The organism is Pantoea sp. X-Soil-TKNS-1211 (assembly GCF_059730495.1).
The window spans coordinates 4,011,615-4,027,323 of the sequence record NZ_AP035953.1 but is presented as its reverse complement, the minus strand read 5'-3'; the positions used below and the strand labels follow the sequence as shown (position 1 = coordinate 4,027,323).

Annotated in this window: 16 protein-coding genes; 8 read left to right on the top strand and 8 right to left on the bottom strand. The window is 54.6% G+C overall.

Annotated elements, in window-relative coordinates; genetic code table 11:
- Window positions 1-29: 29 nt before the first annotated feature.
- Together nirD and nirB are read right to left on the bottom strand one after the other, a co-directional pair.
- Window positions 30-356: a nitrite reductase small subunit NirD gene (gene nirD, locus AC6I8W_RS19055; RefSeq protein ID WP_497836235.1), complete on the bottom strand. Its 327-nt coding sequence runs from the start codon at window positions 354-356 to the stop codon at window positions 30-32.
- A complete protein-coding gene (nirB, locus tag AC6I8W_RS19050) occupies window positions 353-2,893 on the bottom strand; it encodes a nitrite reductase large subunit NirB (protein ID WP_497836234.1) in 2,541 nt (846 codons plus the stop codon). The genes nirD and nirB overlap by 4 nt, the downstream gene beginning before the upstream one ends.
- A gap of 239 nt (window positions 2,894-3,132) precedes the next feature.
- Here nirB and AC6I8W_RS19045 point away from each other — a divergent pair, with 239 nt between their 5' ends.
- Window positions 3,133-4,416 carry a cytosine deaminase gene (locus tag AC6I8W_RS19045; RefSeq protein ID WP_497836233.1) on the top strand — a complete coding sequence of 428 codons (1,284 nt, stop codon included), beginning with the start codon at window positions 3,133-3,135 and terminating at the stop codon, window positions 4,414-4,416.
- Between the two features lie 33 nt (window positions 4,417-4,449).
- Here AC6I8W_RS19045 and tsgA read toward each other — a convergent pair whose 3' ends face one another.
- Window positions 4,450-5,628 (bottom strand): MFS transporter TsgA, encoded by a 1,179-nt coding sequence (gene tsgA / locus AC6I8W_RS19040; RefSeq protein ID WP_497836232.1) that lies wholly within the window; start codon window positions 5,626-5,628, stop codon window positions 4,450-4,452.
- A 263-nt stretch (window positions 5,629-5,891) separates the two neighbouring features.
- On the opposite strand from tsgA, the gene ppiA reads away from it, so the two are divergent.
- The 5 genes from ppiA to argD all read left to right on the top strand — a co-directional run bounded on the left by ppiA (window position 5,892) and on the right by argD (window position 9,242).
- On the top strand, window positions 5,892-6,464 hold the full coding sequence (ppiA, locus tag AC6I8W_RS19035) for a peptidylprolyl isomerase A (RefSeq protein WP_497836231.1): 573 nt from the start codon (window positions 5,892-5,894) through the stop codon (window positions 6,462-6,464).
- Window positions 6,465-6,563: 99 nt separating this feature from the next.
- Window positions 6,564-6,734 (top strand): YhfG family protein, encoded by a 171-nt coding sequence (locus AC6I8W_RS19030; protein WP_497836230.1) that lies wholly within the window; start codon window positions 6,564-6,566, stop codon window positions 6,732-6,734.
- Complete coding sequence (locus tag AC6I8W_RS19025; protein WP_497836229.1) at window positions 6,724-7,317, top strand: putative adenosine monophosphate-protein transferase Fic; 594 nt, start codon at window positions 6,724-6,726, stop codon at window positions 7,315-7,317. Before AC6I8W_RS19030 ends, AC6I8W_RS19025 begins: the two co-directional genes overlap by 11 nt.
- A gap of 41 nt (window positions 7,318-7,358) precedes the next feature.
- Entirely contained in the window at window positions 7,359-7,934 is a 576-nt protein-coding gene (locus AC6I8W_RS19020; protein WP_497836228.1) for an aminodeoxychorismate synthase component II, read from the top strand.
- Between the two features lie 87 nt (window positions 7,935-8,021).
- Entirely contained in the window at window positions 8,022-9,242 is a 1,221-nt protein-coding gene (gene argD, locus AC6I8W_RS19015) for a bifunctional acetylornithine/succinyldiaminopimelate transaminase (protein WP_497836227.1), read from the top strand.
- A gap of 1 nt (window position 9,243) precedes the next feature.
- Here argD and AC6I8W_RS19010 read toward each other — a convergent pair whose 3' ends face one another.
- Both AC6I8W_RS19010 and crp read right to left on the bottom strand, forming a co-directional pair.
- Complete coding sequence (locus AC6I8W_RS19010) at window positions 9,244-11,319, bottom strand: YccS/YhfK family putative transporter (protein ID WP_497836226.1); 2,076 nt, start codon at window positions 11,317-11,319, stop codon at window positions 9,244-9,246.
- A 58-nt stretch (window positions 11,320-11,377) separates the two neighbouring features.
- Entirely contained in the window at window positions 11,378-12,010 is a 633-nt protein-coding gene (crp, locus tag AC6I8W_RS19005; protein WP_000242755.1) for a cAMP-activated global transcriptional regulator CRP, read from the bottom strand.
- 302 nt (window positions 12,011-12,312) lie between these two features.
- Here crp and AC6I8W_RS19000 point away from each other — a divergent pair, with 302 nt between their 5' ends.
- A complete protein-coding gene (locus AC6I8W_RS19000) occupies window positions 12,313-12,717 on the top strand; it encodes an OsmC family protein (RefSeq protein WP_497836225.1) in 405 nt (134 codons plus the stop codon).
- Window positions 12,718-12,797: 80 nt separating this feature from the next.
- On the opposite strand, the gene AC6I8W_RS18995 is transcribed toward AC6I8W_RS19000, so the two are convergent.
- The 3 genes from AC6I8W_RS18995 to AC6I8W_RS18985 form a co-directional block, all read right to left on the bottom strand.
- Window positions 12,798-13,667 carry a phosphoribulokinase gene (locus tag AC6I8W_RS18995; RefSeq protein ID WP_497836224.1) on the bottom strand — a complete coding sequence of 290 codons (870 nt, stop codon included), beginning with the start codon at window positions 13,665-13,667 and terminating at the stop codon, window positions 12,798-12,800.
- A 61-nt stretch (window positions 13,668-13,728) separates the two neighbouring features.
- Entirely contained in the window at window positions 13,729-13,947 is a 219-nt protein-coding gene (locus AC6I8W_RS18990; RefSeq protein ID WP_497836223.1) for a YheU family protein, read from the bottom strand.
- A 2-nt stretch (window positions 13,948-13,949) separates the two neighbouring features.
- The gene (locus AC6I8W_RS18985; RefSeq protein WP_497836222.1) at window positions 13,950-14,966 is read right to left on the bottom strand and encodes a hydrolase; all 1,017 of its coding nucleotides are present in this window, start codon (window positions 14,964-14,966) and stop codon (window positions 13,950-13,952) included.
- 61 nt (window positions 14,967-15,027) lie between these two features.
- On the opposite strand from AC6I8W_RS18985, the gene AC6I8W_RS18980 reads away from it, so the two are divergent.
- Entirely contained in the window at window positions 15,028-15,630 is a 603-nt protein-coding gene (locus AC6I8W_RS18980; RefSeq protein ID WP_497836221.1) for a LysE family translocator, read from the top strand.
- The last annotated feature ends 79 nt before the right edge of the window (window positions 15,631-15,709 follow it).

Sequence of the window (15,709 nt, the reverse complement as noted above, 5' to 3'; positions counted from 1 at the left end):
GTAATATCTCAAAAAGTAAAAGAATTTTTTCAAACGCACACTTCAACCCGGTCGTGGCTGATGCGAACCGGATAGCTCGCCACCGATCGTGTTTCATCCTCAAAGCACTGGCCGTCGCTCAGGCGGAAGCGTTGTTTTTTCAGCGGGCTGGCAACCCACAGCGCTTGCTGGTGTTCGGCAATAATGCCGCGCGACAGCACGCTGGCTTCGGCAAAGGGATCAATATTGCTCAGGGCGAACAGCTGTTCATCATCTCGCGGACGAAAGATGGCGATTTGTTGCCCTTGCACCAGCGCACACACGCCAGTGGCGGGCAGAATCTGGTTCAATTCACATACGGAATGCCACTGACTCATGCGTTGGTCTCCTCAATCAGGGTGACGGCAATACGCTCAGCAGGACGCGCCGGGCGATGTTGTTCGCGTAGGTTGATGTTCTGTACCAACGGGTCGCGCTGGCTGCTGTTGATAAAGGTAGAGAAATGCGCCTGTTGCTGCGGATCCTTGATCGTTGCTGCCCATTCGCATTCCGCCAGGCTGCGCAAACGGGTCAGTTCGTTCTCCAGTTGGCTGTTCAGACCGAGTTTGTCATCGACGATGACGCTGCGCAGATAATCAATACCGCCTTCCATATTCTCCAGCCAAACTGAGGTGCGTTGCAGGCGGTCGCCAGTGCGGATGTAGAACATCATGAAACGGTCGAGATAGCGCAGCAGGGTGTCGTTATCAAGATCGGCGGCCAGCAGGTCGGCATGGCGTGGTTTCATACCGCCATTGCCGCATACGTACAGATTCCAACCCTTTTCCGTGGCAATCACGCCAACGTCTTTGCCCTGGGCTTCGGCGCATTCGCGGGTACATCCAGAGACGCCAAACTTCATTTTGTGTGGGGTACGGATACCTTTGTAGCGGTTTTCCAGTTCGATGCCGAAGCCAAGGCTGTCACCGACGCCGTAGCGGCACCAGGTGCTGCCGACGCAGGTTTTCGCCATACGCAACGCTTTGGCGTAAGCCTGGCCAGTTTCAAACCCGGCAGCAATCAGTTGTGCCCAGATGGCGGGCAGGTCGTCGCGCTGCGCGCCAAACAAGCCAATGCGCTGCGAGCCGGTGATCTTGGTGTAGAGATGGTATTGGCGTGCGACTTTGCCTATCGCCATCAGCCCTTCCGGGCTAATTTCACCCCCTGCGGAGCGCGGGATCACCGAGTAGGTGCCGTCTTTCTGGATATTGCCGAGGAACAGGTCGTTGCTGTCCTGCAATGGGGTAAGCTGCGGTTTAAGGATGTGTTCATTCCAGCAGGAGGCCAGCAACGAACCGACAGTGGGTTTACACACTTCACAACCGTAACCCTGGCCGTATTTCGCCAGCAGCGCGTCAAACGAGGTAATCCCCTCAACGCGAATCAGGTGGTACAGCTCCTGACGTGAGTAAGGGAAGTGGGTGCACAGATGGTTTTTCACCTCGATGCCCTGACGGCTTAGCTCCGCATTCAGCACTTGGGTGATCAGCGGAATACAGCCACCACAGCCTGTGCCTGCACGGGTTGCGGTCTTCAGCGCTGCTACGGTGTGACAACCATTTTTCACGGCGCTGACGATATCGCCTTTGCTGACGTCAAAGCAGGAACAAATCTGCGCGCTGTCCGGCAGCGCATCGACACCGATCGCCGGTTTTTCACCGCTGCTGGCGGGCAGAATCAGCAGTTCGGGATGTTCCGGCAGGGGGATGCGATTCAGCACCAGTTGCAGCAGATTACCGTAGTCACTGGTGTCGCCCACCAGCACCGCGCCGAGCAGCGTTTTGTTGTCTTCGCTAACAATCAGGCGCTTATAAATTGATTGCTGTTCATCGAGCCAGACATAGCTGCGTGCACCAGGCGTGCGACCATGCGCATCGCCAATGCCGCCGACATCCACGCCCAACAGCTTGAGTTTGGCGCTCATATCGGCACCGGTGAAGGTATTGTCGCGACCCAGTAAGGTATCACTGGCAACCTGCGCCATTTTGTAGCCCGGCGCGACCAAACCAAATGTTCGATTCTGCCAGGCGGCACATTCGCCGATGGCAAAGATGGCGGGATCGCTGGTCTGACAGCGATCGTCAATGGCGACACCGCCACGTGGACCGAGTTGCAGGCCACACTGTTTCGCCAACTGGTCCTGCGGGCGAATTCCGGTGGAGAACACAATGAAATCGACGTCCAGCGCGCTATCATCCTGGAATTGCAGCGTTTTCCCTCCATGACTGTGGTGGACAATTTCGCGGGTATTTTTACTGGTGTGAACCTGCACCCCTAGCTGTTCAATCTTACGGCGCAACTGTTCGCCGCCCTGGCGATCCAGCTGTTCTGCCATCAGCACCGGTGCGAACTCGATCACATGGGTTTCAATACCGAGATTTTTCAATGCACCTGCTGCTTCCAGGCCGAGCAGGCCACCGCCAATCACCGCGCCGCGCTTGCTACGGCGTGCGCAGGCTTCAATCGCGTTCAGGTCTTCAATGGTTCGATAGGCAAAACAATTGCTGCCTTGCGCACCCAGAATTGGCGGAATCCACGGATACGAGCCAGTAGAGAAAATGAGGGTGTCGTAGTGCACCACTCGGCCAGCACTGGAATGAATCAGTTTTTCTTCGCGGTTTATCGTGATAGCGCGTTCGCCCAACAGCAGGTCGACCTGATGTTTTTCGTAATAGCCTTCACGAACCAAAGAGAGTTCTTCCACAGTGTGGTGGGAAAAATACGCAGACAGGTGGACACGGTCATAGGCGACACGGGGTTCTTCACAGAAAACCGTGATCGCAAACTGGCCAGGTTCGGCCTTATCGATTAATTCTTCTATGTAACGGTGGCCGACCATGCCGTTGCCAATAATGACGACGTTATGTTTGCTCATGCTTGCCTCAAAATCAAAATATCTGCAACTACCTTATCGCGTGCGCAGGAGTGCTTATTGATGCATATCAAATGCACTTTTATATACCCATTAAGAGGTATGTAACTGATTTTGAACAGATTCGCAGTGGCACGATTTATCGCGCTCTTTTCAGGCAGTTGCATCGGCCGCTAATACGTCTGTGCAAGAGAAAGGTAATGACGCTATTTTAAGGTGTTGCGTTTCAACAGGAGAAAGGCATGGCTAAGACGTCGCTGAAATGGATCAACAACCTGCGCTTATCCGGCCAGCAGGGGTTGTGGCAAATTGAAATCGGAGAGGGAAAAATTTCCCGTATCGTTCCCCAGTCAGCCGAGTGCAGTGTGCAGGAAGGTGTGCTGGATGCGGAAGGCGGGCTGGCATGCGCTCCATTTATTGAACCGCATATTCATCTTGATACCACGCAAACTGCCGGTGAGCCGGCATGGAATCAATCCGGCACGCTGTTTGAAGGTATCGAACGCTGGGCCGAGCGCAAGGCGCTACTCAGCCATGATGATGTAAAACAGCGCGCGAAGCAGACGCTGAAATGGCAAATTGCCAACGGTATTCAGCATGTGCGTACCCATGTGGATGTCTCGGACCCTACGCTGACTGCACTTAAAGCCATGCTGGAAGTGAAAGCGGAGATGGCGCCGTGGATTGATATCCAGATTGTCGCCTTTCCACAAGAAGGTATCCTCTCTTATCCCAACGGAGAAGCTCTGCTGGAAGAGGCTCTGCGCCTCGGTGCAGATGTGGTGGGGGCGATTCCCCATTACGAATTTACCCGCGAGTATGGCGTTGAGTCATTGCATAAGGCCTTCGCGCTGGCGAATCGCTACGACCGCCTGGTGGATGTGCATTGCGATGAAATCGATGACGAGCAATCGCGCTTTGTGGAAACTGTGGCGGCGCTGGCCCATCGCGATGGGATGGGGCCCAGAGTGACCGCCAGCCATACGACGGCGATGCATTCTTATAACAACGCCTACACCTCAAGGCTGTTCCGTTTACTGCGCCTGTCTGAAATCAACTTTGTTGCCAATCCGCTGGTCAATATTCATTTGCAAGGTCGTTTTGACAGCTATCCGAAGCGGCGTGGCATTACCCGGGTGAAGGAGCTGCTGGAAGCTAATATCAACGTCTGTTTTGGTCACGATGATGTGTTTGACCCCTGGTATCCGCTTGGCACCGCCAGCATGTTGCAGGTACTACATATGGGGCTGCATGTCTGCCAGTTAATGGGTTATGAGCAGATTGATGCGGGTTTGCAATTAATCACCACCCATAGCGCTAAAACCATGCAACTTACCGGTTATGGTCTTGAGCCGGGTAACGATGCCAGCCTGATTATCCTGCCAGCAGAAAGCGGGTTTGATGCGGTACGGCGTCAGGTGCCGGTGCGTTATTCGTTGCGTAAAGGCGAGCTGGTGGCGGCAACTTTGCCTGCGAGCAGTGAGATCTATCTGGAGGAAACGGAAGCGGTGACTTTTCGGCGTTGAGAAGCAGGGCGGACTGGCGTCCGCCCACGCAGGTTAGTGCGTAATATGGCCGTGCTGGCGATGTTTAGTGACAAAGCCAAGCAGCACACACATTACAAACACCACGGCGTATAAGCCGTTGGCGGTTGCCAGTGCGGCATGCGCACCGCCTTTCGCCACTATCGGACCGGTGACCACAAAGGTCAACATGGTACCCACGGTGCCGCAGGTCAGGATAAAGTTGACCAGTTTCGGGGATGATGCCTTAGTTTGCAGTGAACCCAGGGTGATGATAGTGGTGTAGATGGCGCTGGAGCTGAAGCCGAGCGTCATAATGATCCAGTGCAACATATTGGCGTCGTTGGTGCTGACAAACCAGTACATCAGCACGGTGGCAATCGCCGCCAACACCATCAGGATGCGTTGCAGATCGAAGAAGCGCAGCAGGAAGCTGAACACCCACATACCGACCATATAGGCAGTCCAGAAGTTACCCACCAACTGACCGGCAGCAGCGATATCCATGCCCATGGTCTTGGTGGCGTATTCCGGCACCCAGGAGATAAACCCGAGCTGACCGAGGATGTAGCACAGCGCTGCAATCGACAGAAACAGCACGCCGATACCCCATTTCTCTTTTTCCGCCGCCTGTGTTTCGGTGTTGTTTTTCAAAACCGGGAACTCAACGCACAGTGCCAGCACAAAGATAGCGATATAAATAATGCCAATGCAGGCATAGACCCAGTACCACGGCAGGGCGCGTGCCAGCAGGATACCGGCGATAATGGGGAACACGGTTCCGGCCATGCTGAAGAACGAGTCGGTAAACAGCAGGCGTGAACCGCGCTGGCGACCATCATACAGATGGGTGATCAGGAAGGTGCCTATCGACATGGTAATACCGCTCACCACGCCGAGCACAAACATGCACAGCGAGAACACCGACAGATTATGGCTGGTCATCAGGCCAAATACCGCCAGCACCATCAGCACGAAGCCAAAAATCAGCTGGCGTTTTAACGGCACAATCACCATCAACCAGGCGTTGAGAAATACTGCGACCAGAATGCCGGTATTGAGAAAGGTGAAGGTGTTGCTCATTTCTGAGATTGGCAGCTGGAAATACTGTGCAATATTGTCCAGTACCATCCCGGTCACAATGACCAATGCGCCAGTCAGCGCATAGGAGAAAAAGCTGATCCAGGTAAGGCCAATACGATTACGGTTTGTCATGTGGGGGACCTGTTTTGAGCACCGAAGTTGGCAAAAAGTGTCATGAATTGTAAATGCAACCGTGATCTTAATAAACAAAGAGTGAAATAAGGTTATCAGATTTCATTAATAGTGTGATTTACGTCACGCAAATGATTGCGTAACGTCGTTTTACGGTCATTTGCCACCGCCGCGTAAATATAGGTAAAACGCTGGCTCTTGTATTACATGCTCTTTACAATCAATCTCGTTTTGAGCTTGCACTTCATGGTAAGGAATCTTTCATGTTTAAACGTACTTTGACAGCGGCCGTTGCCCTGTTAGCGCTCTCATCTGTTTCCGCTTCTGCTCTGGCGGCGAAAGGCGATACTCATATTCTGCTCACCACTTCTGCGGGCAATATCGAACTCGAACTGAATGACCAGAAAGCCCCGGTTTCGGTGAAAAACTTCGTCGATTACGTCAATAATGGTTTCTACAACAACACCATTTTCCATCGCGTGATCCCTGGCTTCATGGTGCAGGGCGGTGGTTTCACCACGGATATGCAGCAGAAGCAAACCAACGCACCGATCAAAAACGAGGCGGATAACGGCCTGCGTAACCTGCGTGGCACCATCGCCATGGCGCGAACCGCCGAGAAAGACAGTGCGACCAGCCAGTTCTTTATCAACGTCACTGACAACGCTTTCCTTGATCACGGCCAGCGTGATTTTGGTTATGCGGTATTTGGTAAAGTTGTGAAAGGAATGGATGTGGCCGATAAGATTGCGCAGGTACCGACCAAAGATGTGGGTCCGTACCAGAATGTGCCGTCAAAACCGATTGTTATCCTCTCCGCTAAAGTTTTGCCCTGATTTATCTGCGCGCCATTTCGCGATGGCGCGACCTCCCTCTCTCCGGCAGAGCGAATATTTGCTGCTTATACTTAGGGCAAATTGCTTGCCGGAGGCTCTATGACCAGCAAACTGACCGACAAACAGAAAGCCACGCTGTGGCAACAGCGCCGTGCTGCCAGCTACCAGGCCAGCTGCCGTCTGGCAGGCTATACACTGAGCGAACCGGCCATCACGCTTGAACAAGCCGGTGAGCGGCTGACCTCGCTAAGGAGGCAATATGGCGGATAATACTTTGGCGGTACGCGATCCCTACCTGTGGCATAACGACAGCGTGCTGAAAAATCGTCTGGATATTCACGACAGCGTCCAACTGCGTAAAGCCGAGCTGGCATTCAGCGCTGCACGGCTTGGCACGCTGGAGCTGGGGCCGCGGCGCACCGGCATGCCGTGGTTGTGTCATATTCATCGCACCCTGTTTCAGGATCTCTACAGCTGGGCTGGTGATCTGCGCACGGTAGATATCTGGAGCGATGAGACGCCGTATTGCCACTGCGCGTACATTGAGAAAGAGGGGAATAACCTGATGAGCGCGCTGGCAGAGGAAGAGGGGCTGGCCCATCTGGCGCAGGATGAATTTGTTGCGCGTCTGGCACATTACTATTGCGAGATTTACGTGCTGCATCCGTTCCGTGCCGGGAATGGTCGTGCGCAACGCATCTTCTTCGAGCAACTGGCGCTGCATGCTGGTTATTTGCTGACGTGGGATAAACTGGATCGTGATAGCTGGCGAGAGGCAATCCGCGAGGCGGTCAGCGGCGATTTAACCCTGCTGAGTGCGCAGTTTGCAAAAGTGGTAAGCCCCGCCCGGTAAAATGCGTAGAATAGCGGCGGTTTGACCTGCCTGAGGGCGCTATGCTGCTGCTAATCGATAATTACGACTCCTTCACCTGGAATCTCTACCAATACTTTTGCCAATTGGGCGCTGACGTCAAGGTGGTGCGCAACGATGCCATCACCCTCGACGAAATGGAGGCGTTGCCGCTCACGCATCTGGTGATTTCACCGGGTCCCTGTACGCCGGATCAATCTGGCATCTCGCTGGCAGCCATTCGCCACTTTGCTGGCCGTTTACCGATTCTTGGTGTGTGCCTCGGCCATCAGGCGATTGCCCAGGCGTATGGCGCGCAGGTGGTGCGCGCGCGTCAGGTGATGCATGGCAAAACGTCGGCAATTCAGCACAACGACCGTGGCGTATTTCACGGACTCAATAATCCGCTCAACGTCACCCGCTATCATTCGCTGATTGTGGCGCGCGCTACCCTGCCTGATGAGTTCGAGATCACCGCCTGGAGCCTGCGTGATGGCGAGCCGGACGAGATCATGGGATTCCGCCATAAAACGCTGCCGCTGGAAGGGGTGCAATTTCACCCGGAAAGTATCCTCAGCGAGCAGGGGCATCAGCTGCTGGCGAATTTCCTGAAGACTTAAGTTGTGTTTGCCTTTGTGTGATTTTTTATGCATATTTTGTGATTATAATTTCACGTCAGCTCAACAAGTAATCCGATGAGGTAGGCAATGGCAGCAGAAAAGCTAGCGGTAACCCGGGAAACGTTCGATAACGTTATTTTGCCTGTTTATGCACCCGCGCAGTTTGTGCCGGTGAAAGGCAAAGGTAGCCGAGTCTGGGATCAGCAGGGCAAAGAATATATCGATTTCTCTGGCGGCATCGCGGTGACTGCGCTGGGCCATTGTCATCCGGCGCTGGTGGAGACGTTGAAAACCCAGGGTGAAACCCTGTGGCACACCAGCAACGTGTTCACCAATGAACCGGCGTTACGCCTGGCGAGCAAACTGATTGCCGCGACCTTTGCTGAGCGCGTGTTCTTTGGCAACTCTGGTGCTGAAGCCAACGAAGCCGCGTTTAAGCTGGCACGTTACTACGCCTGCAAAAAACACAGCCCGTTCAAAAGCAAAATCATCGCCTTCCATAACGCCTTCCACGGACGCACCTTGTTCACCGTGTCGGTTGGCGGTCAGCCGAAATACTCCGACGGCTTTGGCCCGAAACCGGCTGATATCGTGCATGTTCCCTTTAACGATCTGGCGGCGGTAAAAGCGGTGATCGACGATCACACCTGCGCTATCGTGGTTGAGCCGATTCAGGGCGAAGGCGGTGTGATGCCTGCTACGCCGGAGTTTATGCAGGGTCTGCGCGCTTTGTGTGATGAGCACAACGCGCTGTTGGTATTGGATGAAGTGCAGAGCGGCATGGGCCGTAGCGGCAAGTTGTTTGCCTATGAACATTACGGCATCACCCCGGATATCATCACCACGGCGAAGGCGCTGGGCGGCGGTTTCCCGGTGAGCGCGATGCTGACCACCAATGAAATCGCCTCGGTGATGGCACCAGGCGTACATGGCACCACCTACGGCGGTAACCCGCTGGCCTGTGCGATTGCCGAAACTGCCCTCGATATCATCAACACCCCTGAAGTGCTGGAAGGTGTTGAGTCACGTCGTCAGCAGTTTGTCGAGGCGTTGAAAGCGCTGGACAGCAAATTTGACCTGTTCACAGATATTCGTGGCAAAGGTTTGTTGATTGGTGCAGCGCTGAAGCCGCAGCATGCCAGCAAGGCGCGCGATATTCTGCATGCCGCTGCCGCCGAAGGTCTGATGATCCTGACTGCTGGCAACGAGGTGATCCGTTTTGTGCCGTCACTGGTGATTGAACCGACCGATATCGCAGAGGGTATGGCGCGGTTCGCGGTAGCCATCGAGAAGGTGTTGGCGGCGTAACTCAGTTTTTCACCCGTAGTCCGGTCAGCCAGCGGCCATGATGCGGTCGCTGGCTCCATGCCAGAGAAGAGATGGTGTGCATCACGTTCAGATGTTGCAGAATGCGCTTCACGTGCTGCTCGACAATCGTCACCGCCCCCTCATTGATGTTTTCCGGCGCTTCCAGAATATTGCTGTCGTTAGCGGGGCCGTCATGCTCCAACCGCTGCTGGCAGCGCTGTAACGCGATTTCACAGGATTGCAGATAACGTTCCGCCAGCTTGGGTGTCAGCATGGTATGCTCGCGCGCCAGGATGGTCATGGCGTTGATATGTTCGACGATAAACTGGCTGTGCGTCACCCACAGCCGCATATCCTTCAGATACTGGGAGTTAAAACCTGGCTCGGTCATCGCCTGATTTAGCGAGTTAAACATCGCGTTATGCGCTTGGTTGACATTGATACGTTGATAGGCCAGCTTCTCCGGTGATTGCTCCGGTCCAAGCAATAGCTGCATGGCTTCCTGATCGGCTTCCAGCGCATCGTGTGCGTTCTTACGCAGCAACCCGCTTTGCCACTGTGGCCACAGCCAAATCATGCCGCCAAAGGCAATCAGACACCCCATCAGCGTATCCAGCATGCGCGGCAGCAGAAATTGTGCTCCATTGAGCGACAACAACTGGAGCGAATACACCGCAGTTACCGTGAAACCAATCATCGACCAGCCGTAATATTTGCGCGTCACCAGATAGCTGGCGAGGGTGATCGCCAGCATAAACAACAGGGTGATGGTTTCCGGCACGGCAAGCCGCAACGAGGCGGCAGCAATCAACAATCCGGCAAAGGTGCCGAGCGCACGGTGTTGAATCCTCACCCGCGTGGCGCTGTAGCCATTCTGGCTGACGAACATGGTGGTCATCAGAATCCAGTAAGGTTTGGGGATATTGAAGAACAGCGCCAGCGAGCTACCAAACATCAGCATCACGGCAAAACGTGCAGCGGTGCGTAAGGCGGGTGATTTCAGCGACAGATAGCTGCGCAACGCCGGAAAAAATGGCAGACGCCGTTGGCGGTCGGCCATCAGATCACGGGTATACAGCGGTTTCTGGGTGCGCAACACGCGCGCAATGCGGCTGAAGTGATACAGACAGAAGTTACCCACCGGATTATCCGGGTGCTGGCGGGCAATTTTTTCCAGCGCCCCCAGCTGCTTATCCATTTGAAACCGTTCCGGCAATTGGTGATACAGAATGGCATCAGCCAGCAGGCGCAGACGAGCCGAGATGACTTTGGCATTCCAGCGAATCACCGCCTCGGCATGGCTCTGTTCCACCAGCTTTTGCACTTCTTCCGGCTGATGCAGGCTGACGGAGATGTGTTCTTGCAAATCGAGCGCCACCTGAAAGGCGCGCGTCAGGCGTTTATGGCTGTTATCACGGCTGGCCGACAACATATGCATCTGCTGATAACAGGTGGTGATCAGATCGACCGCTTTCTGCTGGCGTGCCAGCAGCGGCGGCAATGCTTTCTCCGGGTCAGTCAGCTGCGTCAGCAGGGTATACTTGGCATCGCAATAATCCGCCAGCTCACGGTACAGCAGGCTTAGCGACTCGCGCATTGGCTGCTCTTTCCACAGCCAAAACCAGAACCAGTTAAACAGCCCGTACCACAAGGTGCCACCGATATAGAGAAGTGGTGGCACCCAGACAGGCATGCGTCCCACCAGGCTCAGGGTAAAGATGGAGGCGATCAGTGTGGCGGGTAACAAACGGCCATGCAGCGGGCTGATCTCACCGGTCACGCCCACTAACAACGGCAGCACCAACAGAATCAACGGCAGAGGGACGTGATAATCCGTCAGCCATTGAATCAGAAAGCTGCCGGTCGCAAACAGGGAACCGCCAATAATCAGGCGTTTAAAGAAGCGCTTATGCGGCGTATCGAGGCCAGCGATGTTGCAACAGGCGGGTACTAAGGAAAACAGCAGGCCTTTTTGCAGGTCGCCAAACAGCCAGCCGAGAGCCACGGGCAGGCACAGCACCAGCGTTTGCCGCAGGGCGTAGTTAACTTCGGGATGATAGATGATTCGACGCCACATCAGCTCATCGCAGACAAAAACGGCGCGATGCTGCCATCACGCCGTGGGTGAGAAGAAATTAGCGGGTGCCGTAAACGACGATGGTTTTACCATGTGCGGAGATCAGGTTTTGATCTTCCAGCATTTTCAGAATACGGCCAACTGTCTCACGTGAGCAGCCGACGATCTGACCAATTTCCTGACGGGTGATTTTGATCTGCATCCCGTCCGGGTGGGTCATGGCATCAGGCTGTTTGGCCAGATTGAGCAGCGTCTGCGCAATGCGACCGGTCACATCAAGGAAGGCAAGGTTGCCTACTTTTTCTGATGTCACCTGCAGGCGACGTGCCATCTGCGCCGAAAGACGCATTAAAATATCCGGGTTTACCTGAATCAGCTGACGGAATTTTTTGTAGGAAATTTCAGCCACTTCGCAGGCAGTTTTAGCTCGTACCCAGGCACTACGTTCCTGACCTTCTTCAAACAGGCCAAGCTCGCCGATGAAATCCCCCTGGTTGAGATAGGAGAGGATCATCTCTTTGCCTTCTTCATCTTTGATCAGTACCGCAACGGAACCTTTCACGATGTAGTAGAGCGTTTCCGCTTTCTCACCCTGATGAATCAGGGTGCTTTTGGATGGATATTTGTGAATATGGCAATGGGACAGGAACCATTCGAGTGTAGGGTCTGTTTGCGGTTTGCCGAGAACCATTCGCTATTATCCTCTGTTGTAATCGTGCCCAAAACACAGGGGGCAGTTTTCCCTGTCAGGCGGTGAAATCGTAGAGCGCTTCCTGTAAAGGAAAATTATTCGGGTGGACTCTTAAGCCAGGCTTCTGATTCTTCCCGCCTTCGTCTATTGCGACGAAAATATTTTCAGCACTGTTTGTAGCACAGCTTTTGCTAGCTGTCTTCTGTTGTCTCGCTTCAGCAAAAGGGCGATTAGTCTGGATTGCTGTTTCTCAGGTGAAAGCGTACTCTGGCGGCAAATCAGCCGATTCAGGAGAAAGAATAATGCAGGCACGGGTTAAATGGGTGGAAGGGCTTACCTTTCTCGGAGAATCCTCATCAGGTCACCAGATATTAATGGATGGCAATTCGGGCGACAAAGCACCGAGTCCGATGGAGATGGTGCTGATGGCGGCAGGCGGTTGCAGCGCGATTGACGTAGTGTCCATCCTGCAAAAAGGGCGCAACGATGTGGTGGATTGTGAGGTAAAACTCACCTCCGAACGTCGTGAAGAAGCGCCACGCATTTTCACACTTATCAACCTGCATTTTATTGTCAGCGGCAAAGCGCTGGGTGATAAAGCGGTGGCGCGGGCGGTTGACCTGTCGGCAGAAAAATATTGCTCGGTGGCGATTATGCTGGGTAAAGCAGTAGAAATCACCCACAGCTACGAGGTTATCGAACTCTAGCTCGAACGTAGCGGCGCGATTCATCGCGCGGATTTTTCCCGCAGCGCGCACCATCTTGCGCGATAAATCGCGCCGCTACATTATTCGATCCGTTTGCCTTCAATCAGTCGCTGCACCAGCGGCGTCATAATCAGCTCCATCGCCAGCCCCATCTTGCCGCCGGGCACCACCAGGGTGTTCATATGTGAAATGAAAGAACCCTGAATCATCGCCAGCAGATAGGGAAAGGCAATGCCTTCCAGCCCGCGAAAATGGATCACCACAAAGCTTTCATCCAGCGACGGAATTTCACGCGCGGCAAACGGATTGGAGGTATCAACGGTCGGCACGCGTTGGAAGTTGATATGGGTACGTGAGAACTGCGGGGTGATGAAGTTGATGTAGTCCTCCATCGAACGCACCACCGAATCCATCACCGCTTCGCGGGAATGGCCGCGCTCGCTGGTATCGCGAATCAGCTTTTGAATCCACTCAAGGTTGACGATCGGCACTACGCCCACCAGTAAATCGACATGTTCGGCCACGTTGTGCTGCTGCGTCACCACGCCGCCATGCAAGCCTTCATAGAACAACACATCAGTGTTTTCCGGCAGCGGCTGCCACGGGGTGAAGGTGCCTGGCACCTGGTTCCATGGCACGGCTTCGTCATAAGTGTGCAGATATTTGCGCGACTGGCCGAGACCGGTTTTACCGTACTGCCTGAAGGTCTGCTCCAGCAGGCCAAAATCGTTCGCCTCTGGCCCGAAATAGCTGATGTGGCGGCCAAGATCGCGCGCTTTACGGATCGCCATATCCATTTCAGGGCGCGTGTAGCGGTGAAAACTGTCACCCTCCACTTCCGCAGCATGCAGATTCAACTGCTGGAATATTTTGCGAAAGGCAAGGCTGGTGGTGGTGGTTCCGGCACCGCTGGAACCGGTGACGGCAATGATCGGATGCCTGGCTGACATAACAAAGCTCCCTGTGAAGTCCGGCGATGAGCATTGTTAGCACGAAAAGCCGGGATGTGCATTAGCCGCGAAATTCACCGCGGGCCATGATATTGACGGTTTCGTGCAGTTCTGACCATACCAGCACCGCGTCACCGCGCTCCAGCTGGTGACGTACATCAGCGACTTTTTGCGCCAGACTGCGCTCCTGTTCACCGTAGTCGGTGCCTTCGCGTAACACAAAGGCTTCAATCAGGTTTTCCAGCGTTTCGGGGTCGAGTTGTTGCCACGGAATAATCACGATCACACATCCAGATAAGTTGATAACCACTGCGGCACACGTTGTTCCAGCCACATTTGCGGGCGTAGCAGTGTACCGCCGACAAAGCCAACATGGCCGCCTTGTTGCGTTAGCTGATATTGAATCGAGGGCGATAGTTGCTCCGGCTGCGGTATCACCGCGTCGGTCATAAAGGGATCATCCTTAGCATGGATGATCAGCAGCGGTTTGCGCACGCCGGTCAGCAGCGGCATGGCGCTGGCGCGATGATAATAATCGCCGGCATCAACAAAACCGTGCGCCTGAGAGGTGACGGCGTCGTCAAAGTCACGCAGACGGCGCAGGGCGCGCAGTTGACGTAAATCCACCGGCAGCGTGCCGGGCCAGGCTTTCAGCTTGCGTTTGGCGTTCTTTTTCAGCTGCGTCAGCAGGTAGTGCTGATAAAAACGTGAGAAGCCATTCTCCAGTTTCTGGCTACAGGGTTCCAGCAGCAGGGGCGCAGAGATCGCGACCGCTGCATCAAGGGGCGCATCATGCCCCTCCAGCCCGGCCAGACACGCCAGCATATTGCCGCCCAGCGACACCCCGACCGCAGTGGTTGGCACATCACCCCATTCGCGCTTGAGCCAGCGCAGGAAGTAGCTGGCATCCTCGGTTTCGCCCGAGTGGTAAATACGGTGCAGCCGATTCGGCTCACCGCTACAGCCACGAAAATGCATCACCACCGCCAGCCAACCGCGTGCCTGACATGCCTGCATCAGTCCGTGCGCATAGGGGCTGTGGAAGCTGCCCTCTAAACCATGGAACAACACCATGCGCGGTTTGTGTGCGGCCTGAACCGGGTCTTCACTCCACGCGAGATCGACAAAATCACCGTCCGGCAAATCGAGGCGTTGCCAGTGCGGGCGCAGGGTAACGCGCCGCCTGAGCAGACGCGGCAGCAGAGTTTGCAGATGCGGATTGCGAAAACCGCTGAGAGGAATGAAGTCCTCTTCGGGCGGGGAGTCAAAATTACTGTGGTAAACGCTTGTCTGATGCATATCTCGCTGATAGTTTCGATAGGTTTTTTGGCTTTCCTGGGTGAGGAGCACCCGAATCAACATGGAACTGAGTCTGTTTTTGTCAATGCTGGGCTTTCTCTGGGTCGCTGCGATCACGCCAGGGCCTAATAATATGTTACTTACCGCCTCCGCTGCCAACTTTGGCTTTCTGCGCACCTTCCCGTTGTTAATTGGCATCATGATCGGTATGCAGGTCATGCTGCTGATGGTGGCCTTTGGCGTGGGTGGTCTTATCCTACTCTATCCTGCCTTGCACCTGGTGCTGAAAATCGCCGGTAGCCTGTATCTGCTGTGGCTGGCATGGAAAATCGCCACCGCCGAGTATGAACAACTGGATACTGATTCGGCCCCGCCGGTGCCCACACCGTTCTGGCAGGGGGGCTTACTGCAACTGATTAACCCGAAGGCGTGGCTCATGGCGCTGGGCGCGGTAGCCAGCTTTAGTCTGGCAGGTGCGGCTTATCTGCACTCCGTGGTGGCCATCAGTATCGGTATGGCGTTGGTGAATGTGGTCTCCGGGGTGATCTGGATGGGTTTCGGCTCGATGATTGGCCGCCTGCTGCGCAGCCCGCGAGCCTGGAAAATCTTTAACCTGGCGATGGGGATCCTGACCGCCGCCTGCGTACTGTTGATTTGGCACTGAGTTAACCCGAGGCGCGTGCAACGCGCCTTTTTTGTATTTGCGTATTCTGCATAGCCTTGCCTGATGATGATCTAAGAAC

Bases quoted from the DNA above. Each gene is read 5' to 3' on its own strand.
- nirD (WP_497836235.1), bottom strand. From the start codon at position 356: ATGAGTCAGTGGCATTCCGTATGTGAATTGAACCAGATTCTGCCCGCC.
- nirB (WP_497836234.1), bottom strand. From the start codon at position 2,893: ATGAGCAAACATAACGTCGTCATTATTGGCAACGGCATGGTCGGCCAC.
- AC6I8W_RS19045 (WP_497836233.1), top strand. From the start codon at position 3,133: ATGGCTAAGACGTCGCTGAAATGGATCAACAACCTGCGCTTATCCGGC.
- tsgA (WP_497836232.1), bottom strand. From the start codon at position 5,628: ATGACAAACCGTAATCGTATTGGCCTTACCTGGATCAGCTTTTTCTCC.
- ppiA (WP_497836231.1), top strand. From the start codon at position 5,892: ATGTTTAAACGTACTTTGACAGCGGCCGTTGCCCTGTTAGCGCTCTCA.
- AC6I8W_RS19030 (WP_497836230.1), top strand. From the start codon at position 6,564: ATGACCAGCAAACTGACCGACAAACAGAAAGCCACGCTGTGGCAACAG.
- AC6I8W_RS19025 (WP_497836229.1), top strand. From the start codon at position 6,724: ATGGCGGATAATACTTTGGCGGTACGCGATCCCTACCTGTGGCATAAC.
- AC6I8W_RS19020 (WP_497836228.1), top strand. From the start codon at position 7,359: ATGCTGCTGCTAATCGATAATTACGACTCCTTCACCTGGAATCTCTAC.
- argD (WP_497836227.1), top strand. From the start codon at position 8,022: ATGGCAGCAGAAAAGCTAGCGGTAACCCGGGAAACGTTCGATAACGTT.
- AC6I8W_RS19010 (WP_497836226.1), bottom strand. From the start codon at position 11,319: ATGTGGCGTCGAATCATCTATCATCCCGAAGTTAACTACGCCCTGCGG.
- crp (WP_000242755.1), bottom strand. From the start codon at position 12,010: ATGGTTCTCGGCAAACCGCAAACAGACCCTACACTCGAATGGTTCCTG.
- AC6I8W_RS19000 (WP_497836225.1), top strand. From the start codon at position 12,313: ATGCAGGCACGGGTTAAATGGGTGGAAGGGCTTACCTTTCTCGGAGAA.
- AC6I8W_RS18995 (WP_497836224.1), bottom strand. From the start codon at position 13,667: ATGTCAGCCAGGCATCCGATCATTGCCGTCACCGGTTCCAGCGGTGCC.
- AC6I8W_RS18985 (WP_497836222.1), bottom strand. From the start codon at position 14,966: ATGCATCAGACAAGCGTTTACCACAGTAATTTTGACTCCCCGCCCGAA.
- AC6I8W_RS18980 (WP_497836221.1), top strand. From the start codon at position 15,028: ATGGAACTGAGTCTGTTTTTGTCAATGCTGGGCTTTCTCTGGGTCGCT.